The following is a 20,454-nucleotide window of genomic DNA, read 5'->3' as shown; positions in this document are numbered from 1 at the left end:
AACATTTGAGAAACGACGAAAGGGCCGCCCGAAGGCGACCCTCTATGTTCACGTATCCGCAGTCCTCTTAGCCGGGTCAGCAACCCGCATGACCGTCAGGCCTTTCGCTTCCGCCTTCTGCCCGAGGTTCAGCGCGACCCCGTTGCCGCCGAAGAGGACAACCCCCGTCGCCGCGAACTTGTCGTCGAGCATTTCGTCGTTGCACTTGAACGGTGCCGCCCGCCCATGCGCGGACCAGCGAGGATCAAAGCGCGCCTGCGCGACCCCGCGTGCCCGGGCCCACCGAGCCGCAATCATCTCTGCCCCGCGCTTGCCACCCTTGTGGCAGAGGAAGATCTCCTGGTTGCGGTTCTGCTTGATCCGTTCGCGAACCTTGTCGAGCGTGTTGAAGATCACATCGACATCGGTCCAGTCGGTGGCGCCTGAGACGATCAGGGGCACCCCCTCGACTTTCGACTTCTCGGCAGTCTCGCGGTCGTGCTGTTCAAGGAGCTGCCGTGCCTCGAAGACTGCCCCGGTCTCCTGCGCCCGGACGCTTGCCCGCGATCCGGCTGCCGGGATGAAAGCGTGGCCCGTCTCGATCTCGTAGCATTCCGCCGCCGCCTCGCTCATCACCTCGATGGCGCTCACAATCTCGCGCAGTTGCACAAAGCGCGCCTGCGCCTCTTCGAGCGCGGTCTCGGCGATTTCCGATCCGTCGTGGGATTTTGCCAGCGCGCCGATCTTGTCGGCGGTGCGGTCGACCTCCTTGCCGAGTGCCACCTTGCGGCGCTGCAGGATCGTCGCGAGCCCATGGGCCAGCGGTTCGATTTCTGCTTCAAGCCCGGTCCCGCGCAGCTGGCCGAGCAAAGCCTCGAAGCTCTCGCGGACGATGTGGTCGGTCAGAACGTGATCCTCCGGGATCGGCAGCTGCGCGTCCTTTTCAGTCAGTCCGAAAAGTTCGATGGTCTCGTAGGTGTTTGCAGTGTCGTAAGCCATGTCTGGTCTCCAGTGTTCGGTTCCAAGGCCACCACGTGAGTGTGGGGGCATGGCCGAATGCCTGGTTTCCGAATCTGCCCGGGTCAGGGACGGCGTAGCCGCCGGCTTGCCGGGCGCAAAAGTTTTCCGCGCGCAGCACCCGACACATGCGCGCGCTCACGCACGGGACCGCCCTGTACCACTGGCGCCGCCCTCGCCGAAAAGTTTTGCGATCCTTGACGCGGGCTGATTTGGGGGCCATCCGGAGGATATGCTTCCGCGCTCATGTGTGTGTGTTTTGACGGTAGGTTTGCCCGACCCGAGCAGGCAAACGGCCTGACCGGACGCGGGAGACGGATGGAGCGGCGGGATCGTTTTGGCCTCGGGCCAAAACAGACCAGAGCGCAATCCGGCGGAGCGGCCGGGGACGGACGTGCTCGCGAGGCGGGCAAACCGGGGGCCTGGGTGCGACGCCGCGGTGAGGCCGCATGGCCGAATGCGCGACGGACCGAAGGGCCGTTCTCCCCTGCGACACGCGAAGCCGAGCTGGGGAGGCCGCAAGGCTTAGCCTAAGGTTGATGTGCTGGCGACGCCGCTGCCGACTATAAGGATTGCTTTTCCAAGCATTCGACGTGATGGGCGAATTGTGGTCATTCGTTGCGATCTGCGCGAGTCTGTTTAACGCAAGTACCTGGCAACCTCCTCTCACGCGGCGCCCGCTCGAGGATTTGGATCCGCTGAATCAGACCTAGCCGCCGAGGCATTGGCGTGAGATATAGGGGCAATAGAGGGTAGGTGGTAAGCCACGCATTGTTAGTTGGTCGGCTACCATTCGCACTATGTCAGTTCTCTCTACGTGCGTTCGGCCAGTAGGATGAATTGGTCTCAAGAATCGACTCAAGATGCCGCATGTAAATAGAAAGTAACGTAGTATCATGGAAGTTCTGTTCTCAACAAATCTCAAGCCAATGGCCGACTTGGAAGTGGGAGAAATCGGTCTCTGTAACTTTGGCAGAGGGGCAGAACTCGCCATGCTTGTTGTAAAACTCGATGAAGACCTTGGCTTCGCGACACTGAATGGCCAAGGCGACGACCTATTCAGTATTCACTATGTAGATCACAGACCTGACCTCTGCCTCTCGTATGGCCAAGACTGGAAACTGGTGCTCGACCCCGCTGGAGATATCCAAGTGGGAAGCTACGCCTCACCTGAAATTGGCGACATCGTCATGTGGAACGGTGCCTTTGGCTTATGCGCATTTCAGTCCCGAGGGCCTATGAGGAACAAGATCAACTGTCCACTGGCAGGTACTAAACCCGACAGATCACCCATCGAAGCAGTATTTAGGTCCTGGAAAATTGTCCTCAACGAAAATGATCCCGAGACTGGTCTCGCGCCCGTGATCTTCCGCCATTCTGCCAAGAAGGTTTCGCAACCTTGATGGAAGCATCGTCAAACAAAACCAGACACCCGTAAAGTTGCTGATGCGGTTACTGAAGTGGCTTCACAAACATCTGCCAATAAGTTTCTGCCGCACCCTCGAACGTCAGCTTCTGGTCTCTGTTTTGGCCAAAGTGTGCCATCCCCATACTCCGCAGATACAGGGTTTGCTCATCGGCCTCGACGGTTAGGTTCTCATTGAACCCGTTGGTGTCTGCATTTTCGGTCGCAGTGTAAGCAATGCCCCCCATATGCCGCCCCCCCATGAACACGGTGCAGCGGCTAGCAGACTGACCGTTATGGTAGGCAACAGCGCTGAAGCGATTTGCGTCAAGCCTGCGGAACGACCCGTCAATCTCGGGATTGCGAGCCGACAATTCAGAAAGCGAGTTCTCGAAATATTTTGCCATGAACTCAAACGCCTCGGTCTGGAAAGCATCACAATCACGGTCTGTGAACGTTTTGGCCACCCGCAGATTACTTGACCGGATCACTTGAGCCGGTGTCGATCTGTTGACTGACTGCGTGTTTTGCATGATGGCAGGTGCCGCTGACTGCTTGGTGACCGATTGTGGACTACCGTTGCGCTTTGCTGCCGCCTGAACGGCTTCGGCGACGAGACGGAACGCATGGTCGATGTCCGGCCATTGCGTGACCGGACGACCGTCCGTTGGCGTGGCCATCAGCTTGCCGAAGGGTGCGCCATGCCAGAGGCAATCGCGCAGAATGACCGGGATCACGATGGCCTCTCCCACCTTATGCCGTTCCAGCGCACGAGTCATCTCGATCTCATAACAATAGTCAGAGTTTAGAAAATCCGGGCTTACCAGCAGCAGGATGATCTCATCGGCTTCAATGTGCGCGTCGATCTCACCGGCGAAGTCCTGCCCCGCCTCAATCCGGCGGTCGTGCCAGGTCTCTATCAGGCCTTGACGCTGAAGGATTCTGAGCTGGCATTCCAGCTGGTCTCGTAGTGCCTCGTCAGCGTGGCAGTAGGAAAAGAAAACCGTCGTCATGTTAACCCATCATTGAAAATCAGTGAGCCTGGTTGCGCGCCAGGATTTGCTGCTCGGTGCCTTCACGCCCCATGAGAGAGGCCATCTTCTTAGCCTTCTCGTATCCCTCGGGAAGTTTCGCGATCTCTGCCCTAAGTTTATGACGTTCTAGGTGCTGAACGTTTGGCATGAGAAGCGTTTGATCTCGCACCACCACGCCCGTTACGACTACCGGCGCATTAATCTGACCGATTTCCTTTGACGCTTTGAAGCTGTGACCATGGTGAGCAAGCCGCTCCTTGATCGCATGAACCAGCATCCCGGGAACGTTTTGCCCTGAAACTGTTATGTCATCGACATACACGCTAACCTGGCATCCGGCATCACGGGTCAGCTGATCAATCTCGTCCCACATGTCAGCGTAGGCCCAAAAGGCCAGCGATGGGCTGGCAGGGCTTCCGGCTGGCAGAACCCCGTTCAGCGTTGTGAGATCAAGGAGGACCTTCACTACGTCGGGAGGGCACCCAAGATATTTTCCAAAGAACCATGCTACCTTGCTGGCTGTGCAGCTCGGATAGAAATCTTCGATGTCGAGAAGATGGAACGCTGCTGCACCGCGATGCCGTGCGGCATTGTCGATGTTCGAGCGACCGCGCACTGGCGACATCAGGTAGTCCGGAGTTTTCACCCGCAGCAGCAACTCTCCGATCCGCCGTTGAATACGCTTCAGATCGCCCCGTGGTGCAAGGACAGGACGGAATGTTCCGTCTTTTTTCTTCTTGCGCAGAGGCTTGTAGAGATCGGGTGCGGCCTTCAACTCAGCAAACTTCTCGGAACTGGTCTGTAATAGTTTGAACAACTTTTTGCGTGTGCTGCACCGATAGAGGGCACATTGATCGAGGGCATAGGACTTGTCGCGGCGCTTCGTCATGATGACGCTCGCTTCCGCTCGATCATCCTCAGAAAATCAAGTATCTTGTCAGCGACAACCCCACGCGCTTTCTCGATAGCGCCCGGCGTCGTGCCTTCTGTCAGCTTCTCGTCAAAAAACCAGATCGAACTGACTGGCAGATCAAACTCTTCGGCGTATCGTGCAACGATTTCCTGACTTGGCACTTTCCGGCATCGTTCGATATCAGAAAGGTGCGATTGGGAAATATCGAGGCGTTCCGCCAACTCGTTCTGTTTCAGGTCATGGAAGACCCGGATCAATCTCAGTGCTTCACCTAGCATTCTCGGTCCTCCTTTCGCCAAATGCGAACATTAAGGGTCGCGCGGTTAGTCGCCGGACAACCGGGACAGCCATTCGATGAGGTCAAAGAGTTTCCCCATCCCCCAGGCTACCCAGAATGCGCCCTTTAACAGGCGAGACTTCCACGTCGGCTTGCGCTTCCGTTTTGTCTCGCGTGTCCCACGCTGGCTGATCTCGTCGGTGTCGTAAGCCATGTTATGGCCTCCTCTGCTGGCCCTGCCGCAGGATTGCGGAAGGGTGTCGCCACCAGCGCGAGGAACGGAGAGACCGTCCTTATCCCTTATGCTGGCCCCCCGGGGTCGCCCGGGGGGCCGCCGCCCCGCCGCCGCCACAGGGGCCGCTTGGGGGGTAGGCGTCAGAGGGAACTAGCCCCTCCACGGATCGGTGAACCGACCCTAAGTACAGCGATTTTATTCCGAACCGAACCGAAGCCCGGCATACCGATAAGACATAGATAGGATCTTCCTTGCGCGATACAAGATCGCTGTAGGCGATTTTTTTGCAACTTCCCTAAGGGACACCGTTACGAACGAAGACGCCGTCATCGAGGCCCTGAAAGTCCAAGAAGGTCGCTTCCGGACCTTCGCTGTATCCGTCACCGATGTCCGGTTTTGGCCGAGTGCATTGCTTCAGTCCAGATCGACGCCGCCGAGGCGCGGCACATGGACATGCGTTCGTACAAGAAATGCAGCGGCCGCGCCGGCCAAAGCGCCGAAGAGATGCGCCTCCCACGAGACGCTGGGTTGGCCTGGAAAAACGCCCCAGAGAAGGGAGCCATAGAGGACACCGACCACCAGTGCCGCGCCCAGCGTGATCGGGGAGCGATCCACGAGGCCGCGCGCGACGAGGAAGCCAAACCAGCCGAAGACGAGCCCTGACGCGCCGATATGGATGGCCGAGCTTCCGAACAGCCAGACAAGACCGCCGCCGAGGCCGATCACCACGGCGTTCACGGCCAGCAAGGCCCGCGTGGTCGTAGCCACCAGCAGCCCACCCATCACCAGGAGCGGCGGCGTATTGGCCATAAGATGCGCGAAGCTTCCATGCAGGAGGGGCATGGCGATGACACCATCCAATCCGCTGACATGCCGGGGGATCAGGCCGAAGGCCGGGTTCAAACCGTAACCGAAGATCCAATTGACGACCTGGACCGCCCAGAGCAGCGCGACAAAGGCGACAAGCGCCGCGGTGCGCCGAAAGAAGGCGCGCATGTGATCCCGGTTCATCATGTTGGCGACAGTAGACGTCACCACAGCGCCTTCAATGGTTTTCGCGCGCTGCACTGGATGCCGCCGCCTGCAACGGAGTTCGGGGCGGCCAACTTGGTTACAGCCCAAGCCAAGAAAATGGCCTCGATCTTACACGGTGTTCCCCGGGCGAAAGGGCTGCGGTTCACGCTCGGGGCGCTTCAGGGCTTCGGCGTATTTGCGGGCATTGCCGTCAATCGTGCCGTGCCAGAGCTGCGAGACGAAGGCCCGGGCGTTTTGGACCGTCATGTCTTTCAGCGAAGGGGACAGCGCCATGAAAAGCTCATCCTCGCTGATCGCAGCGGCGCGGTGCATGGCGTCCGCGTAAAATGACGGGTCGTTGAAAACCTGCTGGTTCAGCGGCATCCGCGCGAGGTTCTCTTCCGGGATCGCCATGAAGATCGTGTCCTGCAGGTCGGTCAGATACGCACGCCGCGATGTGGATACCGGCTTTCCAGCTGCCTTGGCCTCCAGATATGCCTGCCTTGTCCTGTCGAGCTTTGCCCTTGCATGGGTCATGAGGACATCACGCTTGCGGTCAGGCAGCGCAAATCCGGTGCAGCGCTCGATATGGGCGAGGAGATCTGCAACCTCTGACTCAACATTAAAGCTCTCGAACCATGGATCCGTCCCTGATCTAGCCGCCACGCGCCCGCCCTCGATATTGCGGTAATATATTATTGTATCGCATTTACACCAGATCGCAAGCGGGTGGCGTCCTTCACGCAAACGGACATGAAAAAAGGGGAACCGTGGTCCCACGGCTCCCCTTTGGGTTCAGATCGTCTCCCCCTCGCGCGCCGATTAGGCGACCAAGGAGAGCCCCGCGCCCGCGTCCTGCGGCTGCTCACCGCTGTCGATGAACGGGATGATCGAGAAGGTCTGCCCGCCGCGCTGCTCTTCGTTCTGCACGGCGTTCACGCGCAGGTCACCATCGGGCGTGTTGATCAGCAGCGACAGGTAGTCATTGCCCGTGCGGCTGCTTTTCGCCATCCACGCCGAGCCGACGCGGATCGGTGTGCCCCGGGGCGAGCTGACCTCGATGCGGTAATCGGGGTGGGTCTCTTCGGATTTGTAGCTGTTCTCGATCAGCATGAACTCCAGATCGAACATCATGTTCGCGATGTAGCCGGTGAAGGCGTTGTCGGCGTCCATGGCGGTGAGTTCGCCCGAGATCGAGCCGGATTTCATCAGGCCGTTCGAGACCAGCGGGATGATCTCGAACGCGCCGCTCTGGGCCGCGCGCGCCTCTTTCGTCTGCACCGCGTTGACCCGGAACGGGCCCAAGCCGACATCGATCTGCATCGAGATGTAGGGGTTGCCGCTGGTATTGCCGGTCTCGTTCCAGGCCGTGCCGATGCGCACCTTGCGGCCTGATTTGTTGACTGCAGTCACGTCAAAATCCGGGCTGCGTTCGGATATCTTGGCCCGCGCCTCCAACTGGATGGCGATGTCAAAGCGTGCCCCGTGAATCATGCCGGTGTACTGAGCGGCTGCGGTCTCGACATTGCGGGTGAGGGTTCCTGCGAACATGGGATGGTTCCTTTTGGATTGGCCGGTGCCTGACGTTTTTGCCAGCGCATCCGGGATTGCTTTCTCGACCCCTTGAGGGATCACAAATCAGAAAGCCTGCTTTCCTTTCAGCCCCGCCCACGGGTCAGGGCTGCCGTCCGAGTGGGAATGCCCCCGCGCCTCCGCGTGCTACGCCCCTCCCCTGCCCGTCTGGTCTTGATTGGCTGCCCGGATTTTCCGCGCCGTCCTCCGGTCGCGCGATGAAGAACTCCGCCTCTTTGCCGTTCAACCGGTGCCCTTCCTGGTCGGTCAGACCGATGCAGCTACCATTCGGCACGTAGGTAATGAGGTACTGACCGAGCCGGTCCTTGTGGACAACGTAGCCGGTATTGGCCCAGTGCACGGTCTGCCCGGCATCGACGGCCGCCTTGATGTCATCGAGTGTCATGTGATCCTCCTTACGAAGAGTGGTGGGCAAACGACACAAGAAGCCCGGTCGTCCAACCGGGCTTCCATGCAGCATTCGTTTGGCAAACGGCCGAGACCTGTCAGGCGCTTTGCGTGGCTTGCGTCGCACGCGCCGCCATCCAATCTTTCAGGCCAAGAACCGTTCGGCCGGCGGCGACCTCGGAGGCCCAGGCAACCCTTGGGTCGCCGCAGGGCTCATCGCCAGAATGCCGGTCGATGTGGCCATTGGCCATCCATGGCTCAGGTTGTATCCGTCGCAGCCAGTCTGCCATGGTCGGGATGCGGCCCTGGCAGTCTTCGCGAACGTGTTGCTCGCCGATCCAGCGCACGGGAATGTCCCGACCTGCGCTATTGGTCAGGGTCAGGCCAAAGACACGTTCGGCATCGAACAGGCCTTGGGCATGGTGGCGCATGGCGCGGTGCGTGAAGAGCGCGAGGTGCTCTTTCGAGGCATCGAACCAGTCGTGGATCGCCTGATAGTCAGACGGCACCCCGCCGAATTTCCGGGCGGAGCTTTCGGCATGATGAAGCGGATGGGCCATCTCAAAGACCCTCGTCATAGCTGTGCGAGCATTCGACATAGCGGTCCGCGTGATCGAGCGTGATGCTGTCTGCTGCAATGTCCCAAGTCAGCGTGCCATAGCCGCCCTCATTGTTTTCGAACCCCGGGTGATGGTGATAGGCCAGCGACCAGGCGAAGTCGCCAACCTCTGCGGCAAGCGCCTCCGGCAGCTGGACCTCTGCAGGCTGCACCGTCACATCCTCGACATTGCCGGAGTCGCCATAGCCTTCGTATTCGGCAGTGACCCCGCTGATGCCAAGCGCACGTAGTTGCGCGAGCAGCTCCGTTCGGGATGCCTTCAAGGTGGTTTCGCGCTCCGCGCGCCACTGAGCCGCCATTGCGGCATAATCGATCTGGGGATTGGTCATGGGTCCGTCCTCTTGTCTGTAATTGGGGGGCCGGGCGTGGCATTGGTCAGCGCGCGGCCGGAAAGCGCAGACCGGTGAAACCCAGATCCGCGACGCCCGGCCCAAAGCCCTCTTTGACTTTTCAGGCGGCTTGTTCTGACGTCATGGCGGCTTCCTGCCCCACGATCCGGGCCAGAATGCTTCCCGTGTCGATCCCGTCCCCATGCGGCAGGAACACCCGCAGCTGGAAGGCGATGATCTCCGTGAAACACCCCATTGCCTTGAGGCCATCAATCATGCCCCGATCCGCGCCGCCCAGCTCGAGGCGCATCTCGCCTGCGACACGGCGACGGGTCAGGGTCAGACCCCGGCCCAGATCGACAGGCGCGGTGGTGCCGAGGGCGGCGGTCAACATCTCCTGCGGTGTTTGCGGGTTGGAGACGAGGAAGCGGGCGCGCAGCGCGGCCGCCCCTTCCTCGCTCAGCGTGCGCCCGATCATGGCGGTCGCCCCATCGGGCGTGACCCGGTAGATGCGCTCATTGGTGGTCGGAATGTCCTTCCAGATCGGCAGCAGCAGCCCGGTCAGCAGGTAGAGCTTGGTCGTGGTGGTTTTTGGCAGGGACGCAGCCTCTGCGTCCCAAAGCTGGGTGAACTCGCGCCGCTCAATATCTTCCCAAGCCGAGGACTCGAACCGCGCCTCTTCGAGATAGCTCGACCCGTTTGGCCGCACCACCTTGCGCATCAGCGTGACGATGTCCTCGTCATACATCTGCATGGGCCGCGCCGAGATGAGCGCCGCGCGACCGGAGGCGCGATTGACCATCGGCAGCTTGTCGGGGTTGCGCGATATGGCCTCTTCGGCGCCCAGGACATACACTGGGTCCGTCACCTCAAGTCCGATAATCCTCGTCACGGCGCCGGATTTCGGGCAGGTCCAGAGATCCTCTGTGGAGACCTGCTCGATCTTTTCGCCGCGCAGGGTTTCCACGCCGAGATCGAGCGTGCCTGCCGCGCGCGCGCGTTCGGTCTGATCAGCGATCCGGCGCATGAACTCGCCAAAGAGCGCGTTCTGCATGTGGATGGGCAGGGCCAGAACTCGGTTGAGAAACCGCTGGATCGGCGGCAGCTCCTCAAGGAGCACCCCGTCCTTGTCGATCAGCCGCAGGGCTGTCCAGTCGGTGAAGCTCTCGTAGCTCATCGCCTCAGCGCGCCCGGCGGCAAGATCGGCGAAATACCCACGCAGCGCCGCCCGCGCGATCGGGCTTTCGAGATTGTCCTCCTCCCGGAACATGCCCTGCGAGCCGGTCTCGCGCTGACCCTTGGTCAAGGCCCCCAGCTGGTCGAGGCGTTTGGCTATAGTCGAGGTGAAACGTTTTTCGCCATGCACATCCGAGGTGCAGACCCGGAAGAAGGGCGCGCTGACCTGAGCCGAGCGATGCGTGCGCCCGAGCCCCTGGATGGCCGCATCCGCGCGCCAGCCGGGCTCCAGAAGATAGTGCCGCCGCCGTTTCTGGTTCTTCGCCGTTTGCGCCGCGTGATAGGACCGGCCCGTACCGCCTGCATCGGAGAAAATAAGGATATCCTTCTCGCCGTCCATGAAGGCTTGGGTTTCGGATGAATTGCTGCTGGCGGCGCGTTTCTCGATGAAGAGGTGGCCATCCTCGGCCTTGAGGGGCCGGATGGACCGGCCCGTGACCTCTGCTACAGCCTCGTCGCCAAAGGCCCAGAGGATCTGATCGAGCGCCGAGGGGATCGGGGCCAGCGTCATCAACTCCATCATGGCCGCGTCACGCAGAGCGAGCGCCTCGCGCGAGACGACCAGCGCGCCAGTTTCATCGCGGAGCGGCTCGGCCACCATATTGCCATCGATCTCCACGAGCTTTTGAGCATGGATTGGGAAGGCCTGTTCGAGGTAGCCGAGAACATAGTCGCGCGGCGTCAAGGCACCCTCGACGAGTTCATCCTCGGGATCCATCGTCTCAAGTCGACGTTTCAGCAGGCTCTCACCCGTCGAGACCACCTGGATGACGCAAGCCTTGCCCGCCGCCAGATCGTCCTCGATGGCGCGGATAATGCTTGGAGCCTTCATGCCCATCAGGAGATGGTTGAAGAAGCGCTGTTTCGTGCTTTCGAAGCGGGACTTGGCCGAGGCGCGTGCGGCCGACGCATTGGTCTCGCCCGAGGCGTCGTTGACGCCGGTCGCCGTCAGCGCGGCTTCGAGATTGTGGTGGATGGTGCGAAACGCTCCAGCGTAGGCGTCATAGACCTCGATCTGGGCCGGAGTGAGCGCGTGTTCGAGCACGTCATACTCCACCCCATCAAAACTGAGGGCACGCGCCGTGTAAAGCCCGAGCGTCTTGAGATCGCGCGCGACCACCTCCATGGCAGCGACACCGCCGGCTTCCATCGCAGAAACGAAGCTCTCGCGGCTTGGGACGGGGTATTCGGGGCCCTGCCCCCAGAGCCCCAGCCGCGCGGCATAGGCCAGGTTGTGCACGCTCGTGGCACCCGTGGCCGAGATGTAGAAGACGCGAGCGCGGGGTGCTGCCAGTTGCAGCCGCAGGCCAGCAAGGCCCTGCTGGGAGGGTTTGACCCCCCTGCCCTGCTCGGACCCGGCCGCGTTCTGCATGGCATGGGCCTCATCAAAGGCCAGTACGCCTTCAAAGTCTTCGCCCATCCAGTCGAGGATCTGGCTCAGTCGTGTGGTGCCGCATTTGCCCGCGGACCGCAGCGTGGCGTAGGTGACGAAGAGAATACCGTCACCCATAGGGACGGGCTGCTCCGGTTTCCATTTTGAGAGCGGCTGGATGTCGGCTGGCGAGCCGCCGAGATCGGTCCAGTCGCGGATGGCGTCCTCGATGAGCGTGGCGGATTTGGAGACCCAGATCGCCTTTCTGCGACCGGCCAGCCAGTTCACGAGAATGAGCCCCGCGCATTCGCGCCCCTTGCCGCAACCGGTGCCGTCGCCGAGGAAATAGCCAAGGCGATAGGCACGTGCATCCGGGTCATCATCGGCGCGCGTCAGCTTGGTCTGGTCGTCATCGATCGCGAACCGACCCGGCAGGTCGCGCCGATGGGCGTCATGCGCCATGATGATGGTTTCCAGCTGCGCCTCGGAGAGATGTCCCTCCTCGATCAACCGTGCGGGCAGGCGCAAGTCATCACGGCCCGTATTTGAGGGCATGGGCGGGGCAACCGAGGCCATGGCGATGCTTTCAACGAGCGGCGTGGGATGTTCCTGCGCATCCGCAATCTTGATCCGTTGCGGACGGTAGCGCGCATAGATGTCCGAGATGGGCATGTTGTTGCGCGGGGTCTGAAGGCTCGTGAAGCTGAGCGGACGGACGGCATTGGCCCTGGCTGTGGGGGCGGTGATAACACCGGCAGCGGTCTTGCGCGGGACAGATGATCGAACGGTCGGCCGAGCATGAGGGATCGCTTCAACCCGTTGGGCCGGGCTCATCTCGGTCCGTGTTGCGGCCACGGCATCGACAAATGGAAGGGCTTCATCCAGATCGCACAAAGTGGCGCGGATCATCTCGCCGCCCTCCTGCACCTTGTCGAAGACCATGAGCTGGGTTTCGACAGAGGTGCCGAGCTTGCGGTAGACCTGCCTCGGCATCGTCAGCGCCAATCGTGGCGTCAGGAGACCGCAGGCGCGGGACCAATGCGCGGCATCGCGTTCGGGCGTGAACCCCGGCGGCATGATCGCCACCAGGCGCCCACCTGGTGCCAGGCGCTTTGCAGCCGCAATGAGATGTTTGGCAGCGATGTGCTTGTCGCGGGATCGGTCGACCGAGGAGGCGAAGGGCGGATTCATCACCACGACGTCGGGTAGAACCGGCGTCTGAAGCAGATCGTCGATATGCTCGCCGTCATGGCCCGTCACATCGCCACCAAAGGCCGCGCGCAAAAGGCTCTGGCGAAAGGGGTCGATCTCGTTGAGCACAAGGGTGGCACCGGCCCGGGCGGCGAAAGCTGCCAGGGCACCGGTGCCAGCCGAGGGCTCCAGCACGGTCTCGCCCTTGCGAACGGCTGCCGCCCGCAAGGCCAGCGCCGCAAATGGCAGCGGCGTGGAAAACTGCTGTAGCCGGATCTGCTGCTCTGACCGGCGGGTTTCCGTAAGGAGACGTGAGGCGAGGAGTTTTGCGTTGGCGATGTCTGCTGTGGCACCGGCCCCACGCAGAAGCACCTGGATGGCCGCTGCCTGCATCATGTCATAGGCCATGCGCCAGTCCCAGGCGCCACCGGCATCGCTGCCATGAAACGTCTCGCGCATGATACGCGCGAGCGCTGAACTGCGCAGGGGCTGGTCATCGACCTCCGTGCCGATTTGCGCGAGGGCAGAGGCGAGATCGGCTTCGGAGATTGCGAGAGCCGGGTTGGCCGTTCTGGGTTTGGACATGGGGATTTTCCTTTGGATCAGGGTCTGAGTTCCAAAGGACAAAAAGCCCGCTTTCGCTTTTCAGGGTGACGGGGGTCAGACCGCGCTGCCCCCCAAGGCTTGGTCAGGACTTGGGTTCGACCTGCCGCTTCGCATCAATCAATGCCTGTGCGGCCTGCATCACCTGAACCTGAGATGTTCCCGAGCGTGCATCCTCCAGCGCGGCCTGCACCTGCGCGCAAAACCACGTATCATACGAATTGACATCAGCCGCCACGGAAATGCTCCTCGAGCCCGATATCCAGCAGCTTGCCGAGGTCATCGGGCATGTCTGCAACGCGCACAGCAATTGGGAAACGGTGCCCCGTCAGGTCAGGCGCGCATTGCTCCTCTAGCCCGAGGTGCTGCCTATCCTTTTCCGTCTCAATCATTGTGCTTTCTCCGACCGTATTATCAGCCGATGCTACATATTCCAACTAGGCGTCGTAAACGATAATGCCAAAGGGTCACAGCAAGCTGGCCCACTTACCGATCGGGCACCGCTTCAAGGGAAGTTTCGAACCGCTTGCCCGCCGCTGCAGCTTCTTTCAAGAGCGCGTCGAAATTGTCAGGTGGATTGCCATCTTCCAGCATCCCTTTGAACGTCGCATAGGCATCCGTCTTGCTGCCGTAGGCGCGCAGGGTCTTGTCGTCGTTCACCCAGGCCACCACGATGACCTTCGCATCGCTGTTGAACCGATAGAACAGCCGATACTGCTGGAAGAATTTCGCCCGGAACCAATGCTTGCGGTGATCGCCGAGTGTGCCGCCTTGCCGGAAGGCGGCGGCACCCGGATCTGCCGGTATGGCCTCGGTGACCAGCTTGAAGATGGCGGCCAGCCGTTTCGTCGGGTTTTTCTTGCGCCAGGTCTTAGGATCGCGTGCCTTACGCGCCTCGACCTCTTCAATCAGCCCTTCGAGCTGATCCAGAAAGAGCGGATGCGCATAAATCGACCATCCGTTTACGACAAGGGGCGCTTGGGCGGGCACGCTATCGCCGCTCATTCATCCTCGAGCGATAGCGGCGCATCGAGATCGACGTCAACGTCTCCGACCAGTGCTGCAAGACGGTCATGCAAAGCCCCATCGAACGCCCGAATGCGGTCCGGATGCGCCTTGATATCGGCCTCGACAAAATCGAGAAAGGCTCCGAGCACGGGATCTTCCTCGTCGCTGCGCACGGGCTCGATATAGACCCTGCCACTCGGCTCGGTGCAGTAACGAATCTGGTCGCCCTTGCCCAGCTTGAGCTGTTTGCGCACACCCGCCGGCACGGTCGTCTGATACCGATCCGTGAGTTTCGAGACATCTTGTGCGAGGGCTGTCATGGCAGTCTCCTGAAGAAAAGGTTCTTTGCTGCCCGCGATAGGTAATGCATTTGCATTGCCTTGTCAAGACAAGCCGCAGCATCTGCTGTCGCCGGGCAGGTCGATGAACCGTCCGGCGCAGGACCTAATTTCGCCCCGCCAGGAACTCCGCCAGCACCGGGCTAGCCGCACCTTTCGCGGAGCTGAGCAGCTCCGAGCCCGCAAGCGAGGCCTTCGACAGGCGTACGAGCCCACCAGTTTCCTCGATGCGGTAGCAGCGGCGCTTTTGCCGCCCGCGCCTGTAGTGGGTCGCGGTGACAATCTGGCAGGTACTGCCATCGGTGAGCGTCACAGGTGCTGCGAGCTTGATCTTGTCGCCTTCCTCGTAGTCCGGGATCGCAGCCCAGTCCTGGCAGCGCTGGCGCCAGGCATGAGCATAGCTGTCTGGGTCTTTCAGCTCGGACAGCAGGGCCAATAGGCTCAGTGGCGCGCGGGATTCGACCGGTCCCGCGCTTTCCTCCATGTCCTTGTAGCCCCAGCAGCCGTCATCATATCGGGTAAGGAATACGGCGGCGAAAGTGATGGAGCCATCCGCATCGGTGACATAGGTCGTGTCTTCGACAGGGGTGCCGTCGATATTTGTGACCTTTGCCGCCGCGTACCAAGTCGAACCCACCTTGCAGGCTTTGACCAGTTCCGTCTTGCGCCTTTCGCCATGAGAGGTGCAGAGCCGGGCAATCTCCGCTTTCTCATCCGCGTAGGTCTGGACGCGGCCGTCGGTGTAGAAGAGCCAACCCATCACGCCGCCCTCCGGTCATCGATTTCCATCAGCGCATCGAGCGGCACGCGGTAGGGCTGCATGGCGTCGAAATCCTCGCAATTGCCGCAGTTCTGCACGATCGCGAAGGTGTCGCAGGCATCCTTGAGGATGACCCGGAAGGTGCCGCCGAGGCCCGAGGGCACCTCGTAGGTCCCGCCGATGAGATAGTCCGAGGCCCGGCGTTTGAGGACGCGGATGCTGTGGCCATCGGTGGCGAGCCGGATCGCACCCCGCCCCCGGTCGATGAGCACCTGCACGTCATCCAGGATGTCGGTGTAGAACTGGCCGGTCAGATCGCGAAACGCCATGCGGCGCTGCGCCATCCAGTCGGTGTCCCGAAACGGGTTCATGCCATCGGCGAAAGCAAAGGACGGATCGGCCTGCTCGGTGGTGACGATACGGGTGGTCGTGCCATCGATGCCGTTTGAGCGCAGATGCACGCCATTGCCGACGATGAGGATCAGGGCGGGCCTGTCCACGGGCCCGTTCCAGTTGGGCAGGAAGGTTTTGCAGGCGCGTGCATGGGCGATCTGCGCCGCAACAGCGGACGCAGAGAACTTGAGAATAGCCATGGGGATGTCTTTCTGTTCGGTTTGGAAGGGTCGACCCGCGCGGGTGGCATGGCCCACGCGCGGGTCGCGTGATGGCTCAGGCCGCTTGCGCGACCTCGCTGTCAGGCTCCGGGGTTTCCACAGTGGGCTCCGCCTCGTCACAGGCGACACCGGCGGTCTGCATCATCGGCGGGCACCAGGCGGCCACGGCAGCGCGCTGTGTATCCGTGAGCGTGGCGAAGGGCTCGGCGAAGAGCTTGTCGCAGAAGGCCACGATCTCCTTCTTGCTCGACGAGGCCAGCGTCACAGCCTCCTGGGCCAGACCCAGATCCTCGCCGAGGATCTTCAGGAGCCAGGCCTTCTTGAAGCGGTTGAAGAGGGCCGCATTCGGCGTCCAGTGGGCGCGAATGTCGGGCATGATCTCGATCTCGAACGCATGCATCAGGCTGTCGCGCTGGCGGTCCCGCGCGAAGCAGGACTGCGTGGTGCTGGCCGTGGCATAGGCCACGAGCTTGGCCTTCTCGCCGGCCTCCAGCGCGCGAAACGCCGCGAACTGATCGGCGGGCGCGCGGGTGTCATCGAGCCAGGACAGATCAAGCGCATCATGCGCCGCCGCCACCTGCTCGAGCGAGGTCTCGTCGATCTCGTCCATCTTGGCATGGCTGCGGTATTCCTTGCGGGCATCGATCTTGATCGCCTGCGTGACACTCATGCCACTGGCCAGAACGTCACTGACCAGCTTGAAGAGCGTCAGATCGAGCGTGGCTTCCGGATGCAGCGCCATCGCGGCCCCGAGCGCCATGGCGCGCTCGGTCTTGAGATCCTCGGCCAGTGAGGCTGGATAAGTGATTTCGCCGGCGTCTGGGGCCTCCTCCCCGGTCGGGCTAGCCGAGGAGCCGCGCGCGCCCTCCTTTTTGACGGTGTCTTCCGGGCGGACGAGGCCAACATGGAGGGTCACCTGCCCGCCCGACCAGGACGCGATTACCCCAGACCGCGCGAGGTCCTCGGCGCTGTAGGCCTCCTGCAGGTCGCGGGCTTCCTCTTCCAGAGCGTCGACGCGGTCGTAAAGGGCATTGTAGGCACCGTCCTCGAGCCCCTCGTCCTCCATTTCGAGCTGCAATTTCTCAAGCTCGGCGGTGATTTCATCCACGCGCTTCTGGGCGGCCTCGTCGGGCTCGATCGGGCCGGGATAGACGCGGCCGTAGTCGGCCATTGTCGCGTAATCATACCGCACCATCGCATCGGCCCAGGCAAAGCCCAGCCTCGTGCGGGCCTCTTCGGCAGCCGCACCGAGCTTCTCGAGCAAGATGGTCTCGACCAGTGCTGCATCCTCGAGCACGGAATGTTCTTCCAGAAGATCGGCCGCGACGGCGCCGCCCCGCGCCTCGTAGTCCGCGCGCACGAAGGCCCCGATATCGTCGCTGACCTGCACGCCGCGGGATTTGAGCGCCTGTCGAACGGTATAGGCCTGCAGATAGCCGCCGTCCTTCGTGAGCGCCTCGAAGACCTCGCGCTGCGCCTCCTGGCTCGGGTGCTCGGCAAAGGCTTTCATCGTGTCGAGCGTGATCACCTTGCCCCGTGCCGCGGCGCGGATGTCGGGGTGGATAAGGCCATAGCGCAACCGGCCTTTCACGGCGGCGACGGTCGTGCCGAAGGTCTTTGCGATGGTCTCGGGCGTCTGGCCGTCGACCTCCATCATCCGGGCGAAAGCCTCGAACTCGTCGATGGCATTCATCGGCGCTTGGGTGATGTTCTCGGCGAGCGACAGTGCCGTGGTGACGTCGCAGTCTTCCGGCACGAGGCGGCAGTCGACATTGGTCTTCGCCGTGAACTCCTTGGTGGCCTTGTCCGCGACCAGCTCCTTCAGCGCGGCATGGCGTCGGCCACCGGCGAGCACTGCGTATTTGCCGTCGAGCTTCTGGACCAGGAGAGGCTGCAGGAGACCCAGAACGGCGATGCTGGCCTTCAGATGGGCGATGTTCTCGGGATCATAGGTTTCCGGCGCGTTGCTGCGTACATTGGCGGGATGCGGGACGAGATCGCCGATAGCAACGGTAAGGGGAGCAAAGCTTGTGGTCATGGGATATCCTTCCAGGAGGGTGAGGTGTGGCCCGCGCGCTTGCGCGTGACCAATCCCCGGCTTCAGGGATCACCACGACAAAAGGCCCACTTTGCCTTTTTGAGGGGTCAGCGGGCCTTCATCGTCTCAGATGTCAGGGTGAGGAGTCCCCTGCCCTACCAGTCGCGCGCCAGCATGATGGTCAGCACGCGGACGGTGGTGGCAGGATTGTCCGGGGTCTCAGCCCCGTAGCGGAAATCCGAGTCTGCTTCATAGAGATCGATTTTCCAGAACACGGTCTCGCCCCGGATCTCGACCGCGCCAAAATCGTGCCAGCCTTCAGGGTCATTCTCGGGCTCGAATGTATCGAACGCACCGGTGGCCTTCACCGCCTCGGCCATGAAGCCGTCATCGGCTTCCATAAGCGCGCGAGTGACATGCATGCGGCCCTGAATGGGCTGCACGGGCGGCACCCCAAGGCACGCGAGCTTGCGAAACGCGTCGTTTTGCGCCGCGATCACGGTCGGATCTGGACGGTCTGGCTGGGGTTGAACGGTCATGGACATGGGGATCTCCTTTGAGAAGTTGAAACACCCTTCCCAAAGCCCGCTTTCACTTTTCTGCTTGGCGAAAGGATCGAAGCAGAAGGCGCCTTACCCGAACAGCCCTCTGGCTCTGTAGTTCGGGTTGGGGATGGTTTCGATCCAGCCGCCTTGGTGCTTGATGCTCTCGAGCGCTGCCGAGAGCGGATAAGCGCCCTCGGACGGGCTCCACCAATAGGCACCGCGCTTGAAGACGATGATCTTGCGGCGGCCGTCGTTGAAGCAGGCCACCCGCAGCGTCTTGGGTTCCTTACGTGACATGCGAGTCTCCGTTCTCTGTGTGGTCAGGCGGCCTCGGCACTGCGCCCTGCCCTGCCCGTCTCCGATCTGGCGATCAGATAGTCGCAGGCGCGCTGCGCATCTGCGGCGTGCTTGAAGATCGCACCCTTGTCCGACCGAAGAACGCGCAACCAGTTGTGGAGATAGGCGGCATTCATCTCGAGCGTATGCGCCGTGAAGCCAAGCGTTTGACCCAGGAACACCGAGGTCAATTCTGCGACGATCTCTTCGCGCGCGTAAGAGGTGTTGCCGAATTTCGAGAGACCGAAATCTCGGTTCAGTCGATGCGGGGCTTTCGTGGCATGGGCCAGCTCATGGGCCCAGACCCCGTAGAAATTGCGCGGGTCCTGGAACCGCGTGATGGACGGCATGTAAACCTTGTCCACGGGCGGCAGGTAGTACGCTTCCGTTCCTGTGAAGACGGTCGTGATGTCGATGGCATCGAAAAACGCCTGCATGTGCGGGATGGGCTCGGACGGCGGATGCTCGGGCACGGGCTCCGGGTCAGGGTAGAAGCTGTCGGGCAAGCCCTCGATCTGGCAGGCATTGAACACACGGTAGGATTTCTGGAAGCGGAAGATACGGGCTTCCTCGGAGTGATCATCCCCGTCGCTGTGATCATGCTCATCGCCGGCGTCTCTCCGGCTTTGACCGTAGTAAACGACGACAGAGGACTTCTCGCCCTTGCGGACCTTTGCGTCCAACGCATTGGCCTGCGGCAGCGTCATCCAGAAGGGAGAGCTGTGGCCCGCCATCACGGTCCGCATCGTCAGCAGAAAGTTGTTCACCCCCTGGTAGGGTTCACCGCCCACGCGCAGGGGACGAGAGCTGCCACCTGCGGTCCAAGGCTTGCGCCACGGCAGGACGCCGCGCTCAATAATACGGATGATTTCGTTTGTGATGACCTCGGAGGCATCGAATTTGGGCGTGCGGGATCGGGCCATGGCTGGCGTCCTTTCGAGTTTTGGTAAGAGGGAGTGGTGACTAGGTTGACCGACAGGGCCGCGGATCGTTGGTGATGCTCGCGCCGAGCTGTTCGACCATGTCGATGTAGGTGGTCAGCGACACGGACCTGCCGGGACCCGAAGGTTCAGGGTCGTCCGATCCGTCCCGCGTCACCCGCGGCAGGTTCGCGAAGGCAATCACATCGGTGACGGGTCGGATATCGATAAACGGGGTCCCTCGTGCTACCGCAAGAGTGGCCAAGGGAAAGCGCTCGATTGGCGCGAAGGTTGAAACGGTGGTCCAACCGAGATGGAGGAATGTCCCACCCTCTCCGCAGATCACATGCGCGTTAGGCAACAGCGCCGCCTGCTTCAGATAACCGAGATCACGTAGGACGGTCTCGCGCTCGCGCCGTTGTGCCTGCCCCGTCTGGCCGGTTCGGCGTAGTTCCTTGTGTCGCCACCACGAGGCAGCGGTCGCGCGCAATACGCGCAAGACACCTGTTTGCATGAGAATGCCCTTCATCAGGAACGGCAGACCGGAATCCGGCCCGGACCCATCCGAGGGACCCCAAAGGCCCTCATCCGTCAGTCACAAAACCCGAAGGACACTTTCACTCTTTGGGGAACTGATGCCGGAGAATGTTGAATGCAAAGCTCATGAGAACCTAGGATCCTGCACTTTCCG

Annotated in this window: 24 protein-coding genes; 1 reads left to right on the top strand and 23 read right to left on the bottom strand. The window is 61.6% G+C overall.

The genetic code is table 11. From position 1 onward, the window contains the following. Window positions 1-48: 48 nt before the first annotated feature. Window positions 49-978, bottom strand: a complete 930-nt coding sequence (locus P73_RS22985; protein ID WP_043872260.1) for a DUF2493 domain-containing protein — start codon at window positions 976-978, stop codon at window positions 49-51. 914 nt (window positions 979-1,892) lie between these two features. Between P73_RS22985 and P73_RS25810 the strand changes: the two genes are divergently transcribed. Continuing rightward, window positions 1,893-2,399 (top strand): hypothetical protein, encoded by a 507-nt coding sequence (locus P73_RS25810; RefSeq protein WP_139267177.1) that lies wholly within the window; start codon window positions 1,893-1,895, stop codon window positions 2,397-2,399. 49 nt (window positions 2,400-2,448) lie between these two features. On the opposite strand, the gene P73_RS22980 is transcribed toward P73_RS25810, so the two are convergent. The 22 genes from P73_RS22980 to P73_RS22885 form a co-directional block, all read right to left on the bottom strand. Then, window positions 2,449-3,414: a toll/interleukin-1 receptor domain-containing protein gene (locus tag P73_RS22980; protein WP_043872259.1), complete on the bottom strand. Its 966-nt coding sequence runs from the start codon at window positions 3,412-3,414 to the stop codon at window positions 2,449-2,451. Window positions 3,415-3,433: 19 nt separating this feature from the next. Continuing rightward, window positions 3,434-4,324, bottom strand: a complete 891-nt coding sequence (locus tag P73_RS22975; protein WP_043872258.1) for a reverse transcriptase family protein — start codon at window positions 4,322-4,324, stop codon at window positions 3,434-3,436. Further along, on the bottom strand, window positions 4,321-4,626 hold the full coding sequence (locus P73_RS22970; protein WP_037240913.1) for a helix-turn-helix transcriptional regulator: 306 nt from the start codon (window positions 4,624-4,626) through the stop codon (window positions 4,321-4,323). Before P73_RS22970 ends, P73_RS22975 begins: the two co-directional genes overlap by 4 nt. Window positions 4,627-4,671: 45 nt before the next feature. Further along, complete coding sequence (locus P73_RS26090) at window positions 4,672-4,839, bottom strand: hypothetical protein (RefSeq protein ID WP_156108168.1); 168 nt, start codon at window positions 4,837-4,839, stop codon at window positions 4,672-4,674. A 435-nt stretch (window positions 4,840-5,274) separates the two neighbouring features. After that, window positions 5,275-5,856: a rhomboid family intramembrane serine protease gene (locus tag P73_RS22965; RefSeq protein WP_043872291.1), complete on the bottom strand. Its 582-nt coding sequence runs from the start codon at window positions 5,854-5,856 to the stop codon at window positions 5,275-5,277. A 147-nt stretch (window positions 5,857-6,003) separates the two neighbouring features. Beyond that, window positions 6,004-6,411 (bottom strand): hypothetical protein, encoded by a 408-nt coding sequence (locus tag P73_RS22960; RefSeq protein WP_043872257.1) that lies wholly within the window; start codon window positions 6,409-6,411, stop codon window positions 6,004-6,006. Between the two features lie 285 nt (window positions 6,412-6,696). Continuing rightward, window positions 6,697-7,425, bottom strand: coding sequence for a DUF736 family protein (locus P73_RS22955; RefSeq protein WP_043872256.1), 729 nt, complete (start codon window positions 7,423-7,425; stop codon window positions 6,697-6,699). 124 nt (window positions 7,426-7,549) lie between these two features. Continuing rightward, window positions 7,550-7,852, bottom strand: a complete 303-nt coding sequence (locus tag P73_RS22950; protein WP_043872255.1) for a hypothetical protein — start codon at window positions 7,850-7,852, stop codon at window positions 7,550-7,552. Window positions 7,853-7,952: 100 nt separating this feature from the next. After that, window positions 7,953-8,414 carry a DUF6915 family protein gene (locus P73_RS22945; protein WP_043872254.1) on the bottom strand — a complete coding sequence of 154 codons (462 nt, stop codon included), beginning with the start codon at window positions 8,412-8,414 and terminating at the stop codon, window positions 7,953-7,955. Between the two features lies 1 nt (window position 8,415). After that, the gene (locus P73_RS22940) at window positions 8,416-8,802 is read right to left on the bottom strand and encodes a DUF6878 family protein (RefSeq protein ID WP_043872253.1); all 387 of its coding nucleotides are present in this window, start codon (window positions 8,800-8,802) and stop codon (window positions 8,416-8,418) included. A gap of 121 nt (window positions 8,803-8,923) precedes the next feature. Beyond that, a complete protein-coding gene (locus tag P73_RS22935) occupies window positions 8,924-13,186 on the bottom strand; it encodes a strawberry notch family protein (RefSeq protein ID WP_043872252.1) in 4,263 nt (1,420 codons plus the stop codon). Window positions 13,187-13,289: 103 nt separating this feature from the next. Then, entirely contained in the window at window positions 13,290-13,442 is a 153-nt protein-coding gene (locus tag P73_RS22930; RefSeq protein WP_043872251.1) for an antitoxin PaaA2 family protein, read from the bottom strand. Then, window positions 13,432-13,596, bottom strand: coding sequence for a hypothetical protein (locus P73_RS26210; protein ID WP_169747688.1), 165 nt, complete (start codon window positions 13,594-13,596; stop codon window positions 13,432-13,434). The genes P73_RS22930 and P73_RS26210 overlap by 11 nt, the downstream gene beginning before the upstream one ends. A gap of 94 nt (window positions 13,597-13,690) precedes the next feature. After that, window positions 13,691-14,209: a type II toxin-antitoxin system YhaV family toxin gene (locus P73_RS22925; protein ID WP_008282927.1), complete on the bottom strand. Its 519-nt coding sequence runs from the start codon at window positions 14,207-14,209 to the stop codon at window positions 13,691-13,693. Continuing rightward, window positions 14,206-14,532 (bottom strand): type II toxin-antitoxin system PrlF family antitoxin, encoded by a 327-nt coding sequence (locus tag P73_RS22920; RefSeq protein WP_005668772.1) that lies wholly within the window; start codon window positions 14,530-14,532, stop codon window positions 14,206-14,208. The genes P73_RS22925 and P73_RS22920 overlap by 4 nt, the downstream gene beginning before the upstream one ends. Before the next feature lie 124 nt (window positions 14,533-14,656). After that, window positions 14,657-15,310: a DUF6927 domain-containing protein gene (locus tag P73_RS22915; RefSeq protein WP_043872250.1), complete on the bottom strand. Its 654-nt coding sequence runs from the start codon at window positions 15,308-15,310 to the stop codon at window positions 14,657-14,659. Then, window positions 15,310-15,903 (bottom strand): hypothetical protein, encoded by a 594-nt coding sequence (locus P73_RS22910; protein ID WP_043872249.1) that lies wholly within the window; start codon window positions 15,901-15,903, stop codon window positions 15,310-15,312. The genes P73_RS22915 and P73_RS22910 overlap by 1 nt, the downstream gene beginning before the upstream one ends. Window positions 15,904-15,979: 76 nt before the next feature. Then, window positions 15,980-17,962 (bottom strand): ParB/RepB/Spo0J family partition protein, encoded by a 1,983-nt coding sequence (locus P73_RS22905; RefSeq protein WP_043872248.1) that lies wholly within the window; start codon window positions 17,960-17,962, stop codon window positions 15,980-15,982. A 155-nt stretch (window positions 17,963-18,117) separates the two neighbouring features. Then, window positions 18,118-18,507: a DUF3768 domain-containing protein gene (locus P73_RS22900; protein ID WP_043872247.1), complete on the bottom strand. Its 390-nt coding sequence runs from the start codon at window positions 18,505-18,507 to the stop codon at window positions 18,118-18,120. A gap of 87 nt (window positions 18,508-18,594) precedes the next feature. Then, entirely contained in the window at window positions 18,595-18,804 is a 210-nt protein-coding gene (locus tag P73_RS22895) for a DUF6330 family protein (protein ID WP_043872246.1), read from the bottom strand. 23 nt (window positions 18,805-18,827) lie between these two features. Continuing rightward, entirely contained in the window at window positions 18,828-19,766 is a 939-nt protein-coding gene (locus tag P73_RS22890) for an ArdC family protein (RefSeq protein WP_043872245.1), read from the bottom strand. 40 nt (window positions 19,767-19,806) lie between these two features. Beyond that, on the bottom strand, window positions 19,807-20,292 hold the full coding sequence (locus P73_RS22885; RefSeq protein ID WP_043872244.1) for a hypothetical protein: 486 nt from the start codon (window positions 20,290-20,292) through the stop codon (window positions 19,807-19,809). Window positions 20,293-20,454 lie beyond the last annotated feature (162 nt).

It is taken from the genome of Celeribacter indicus (assembly GCF_000819565.1).
GTDB lineage: Bacteria > Pseudomonadota > Alphaproteobacteria > Rhodobacterales > Rhodobacteraceae > Celeribacter > Celeribacter indicus.
This window is presented reverse-complemented; position numbering and strand designations above follow the sequence as displayed.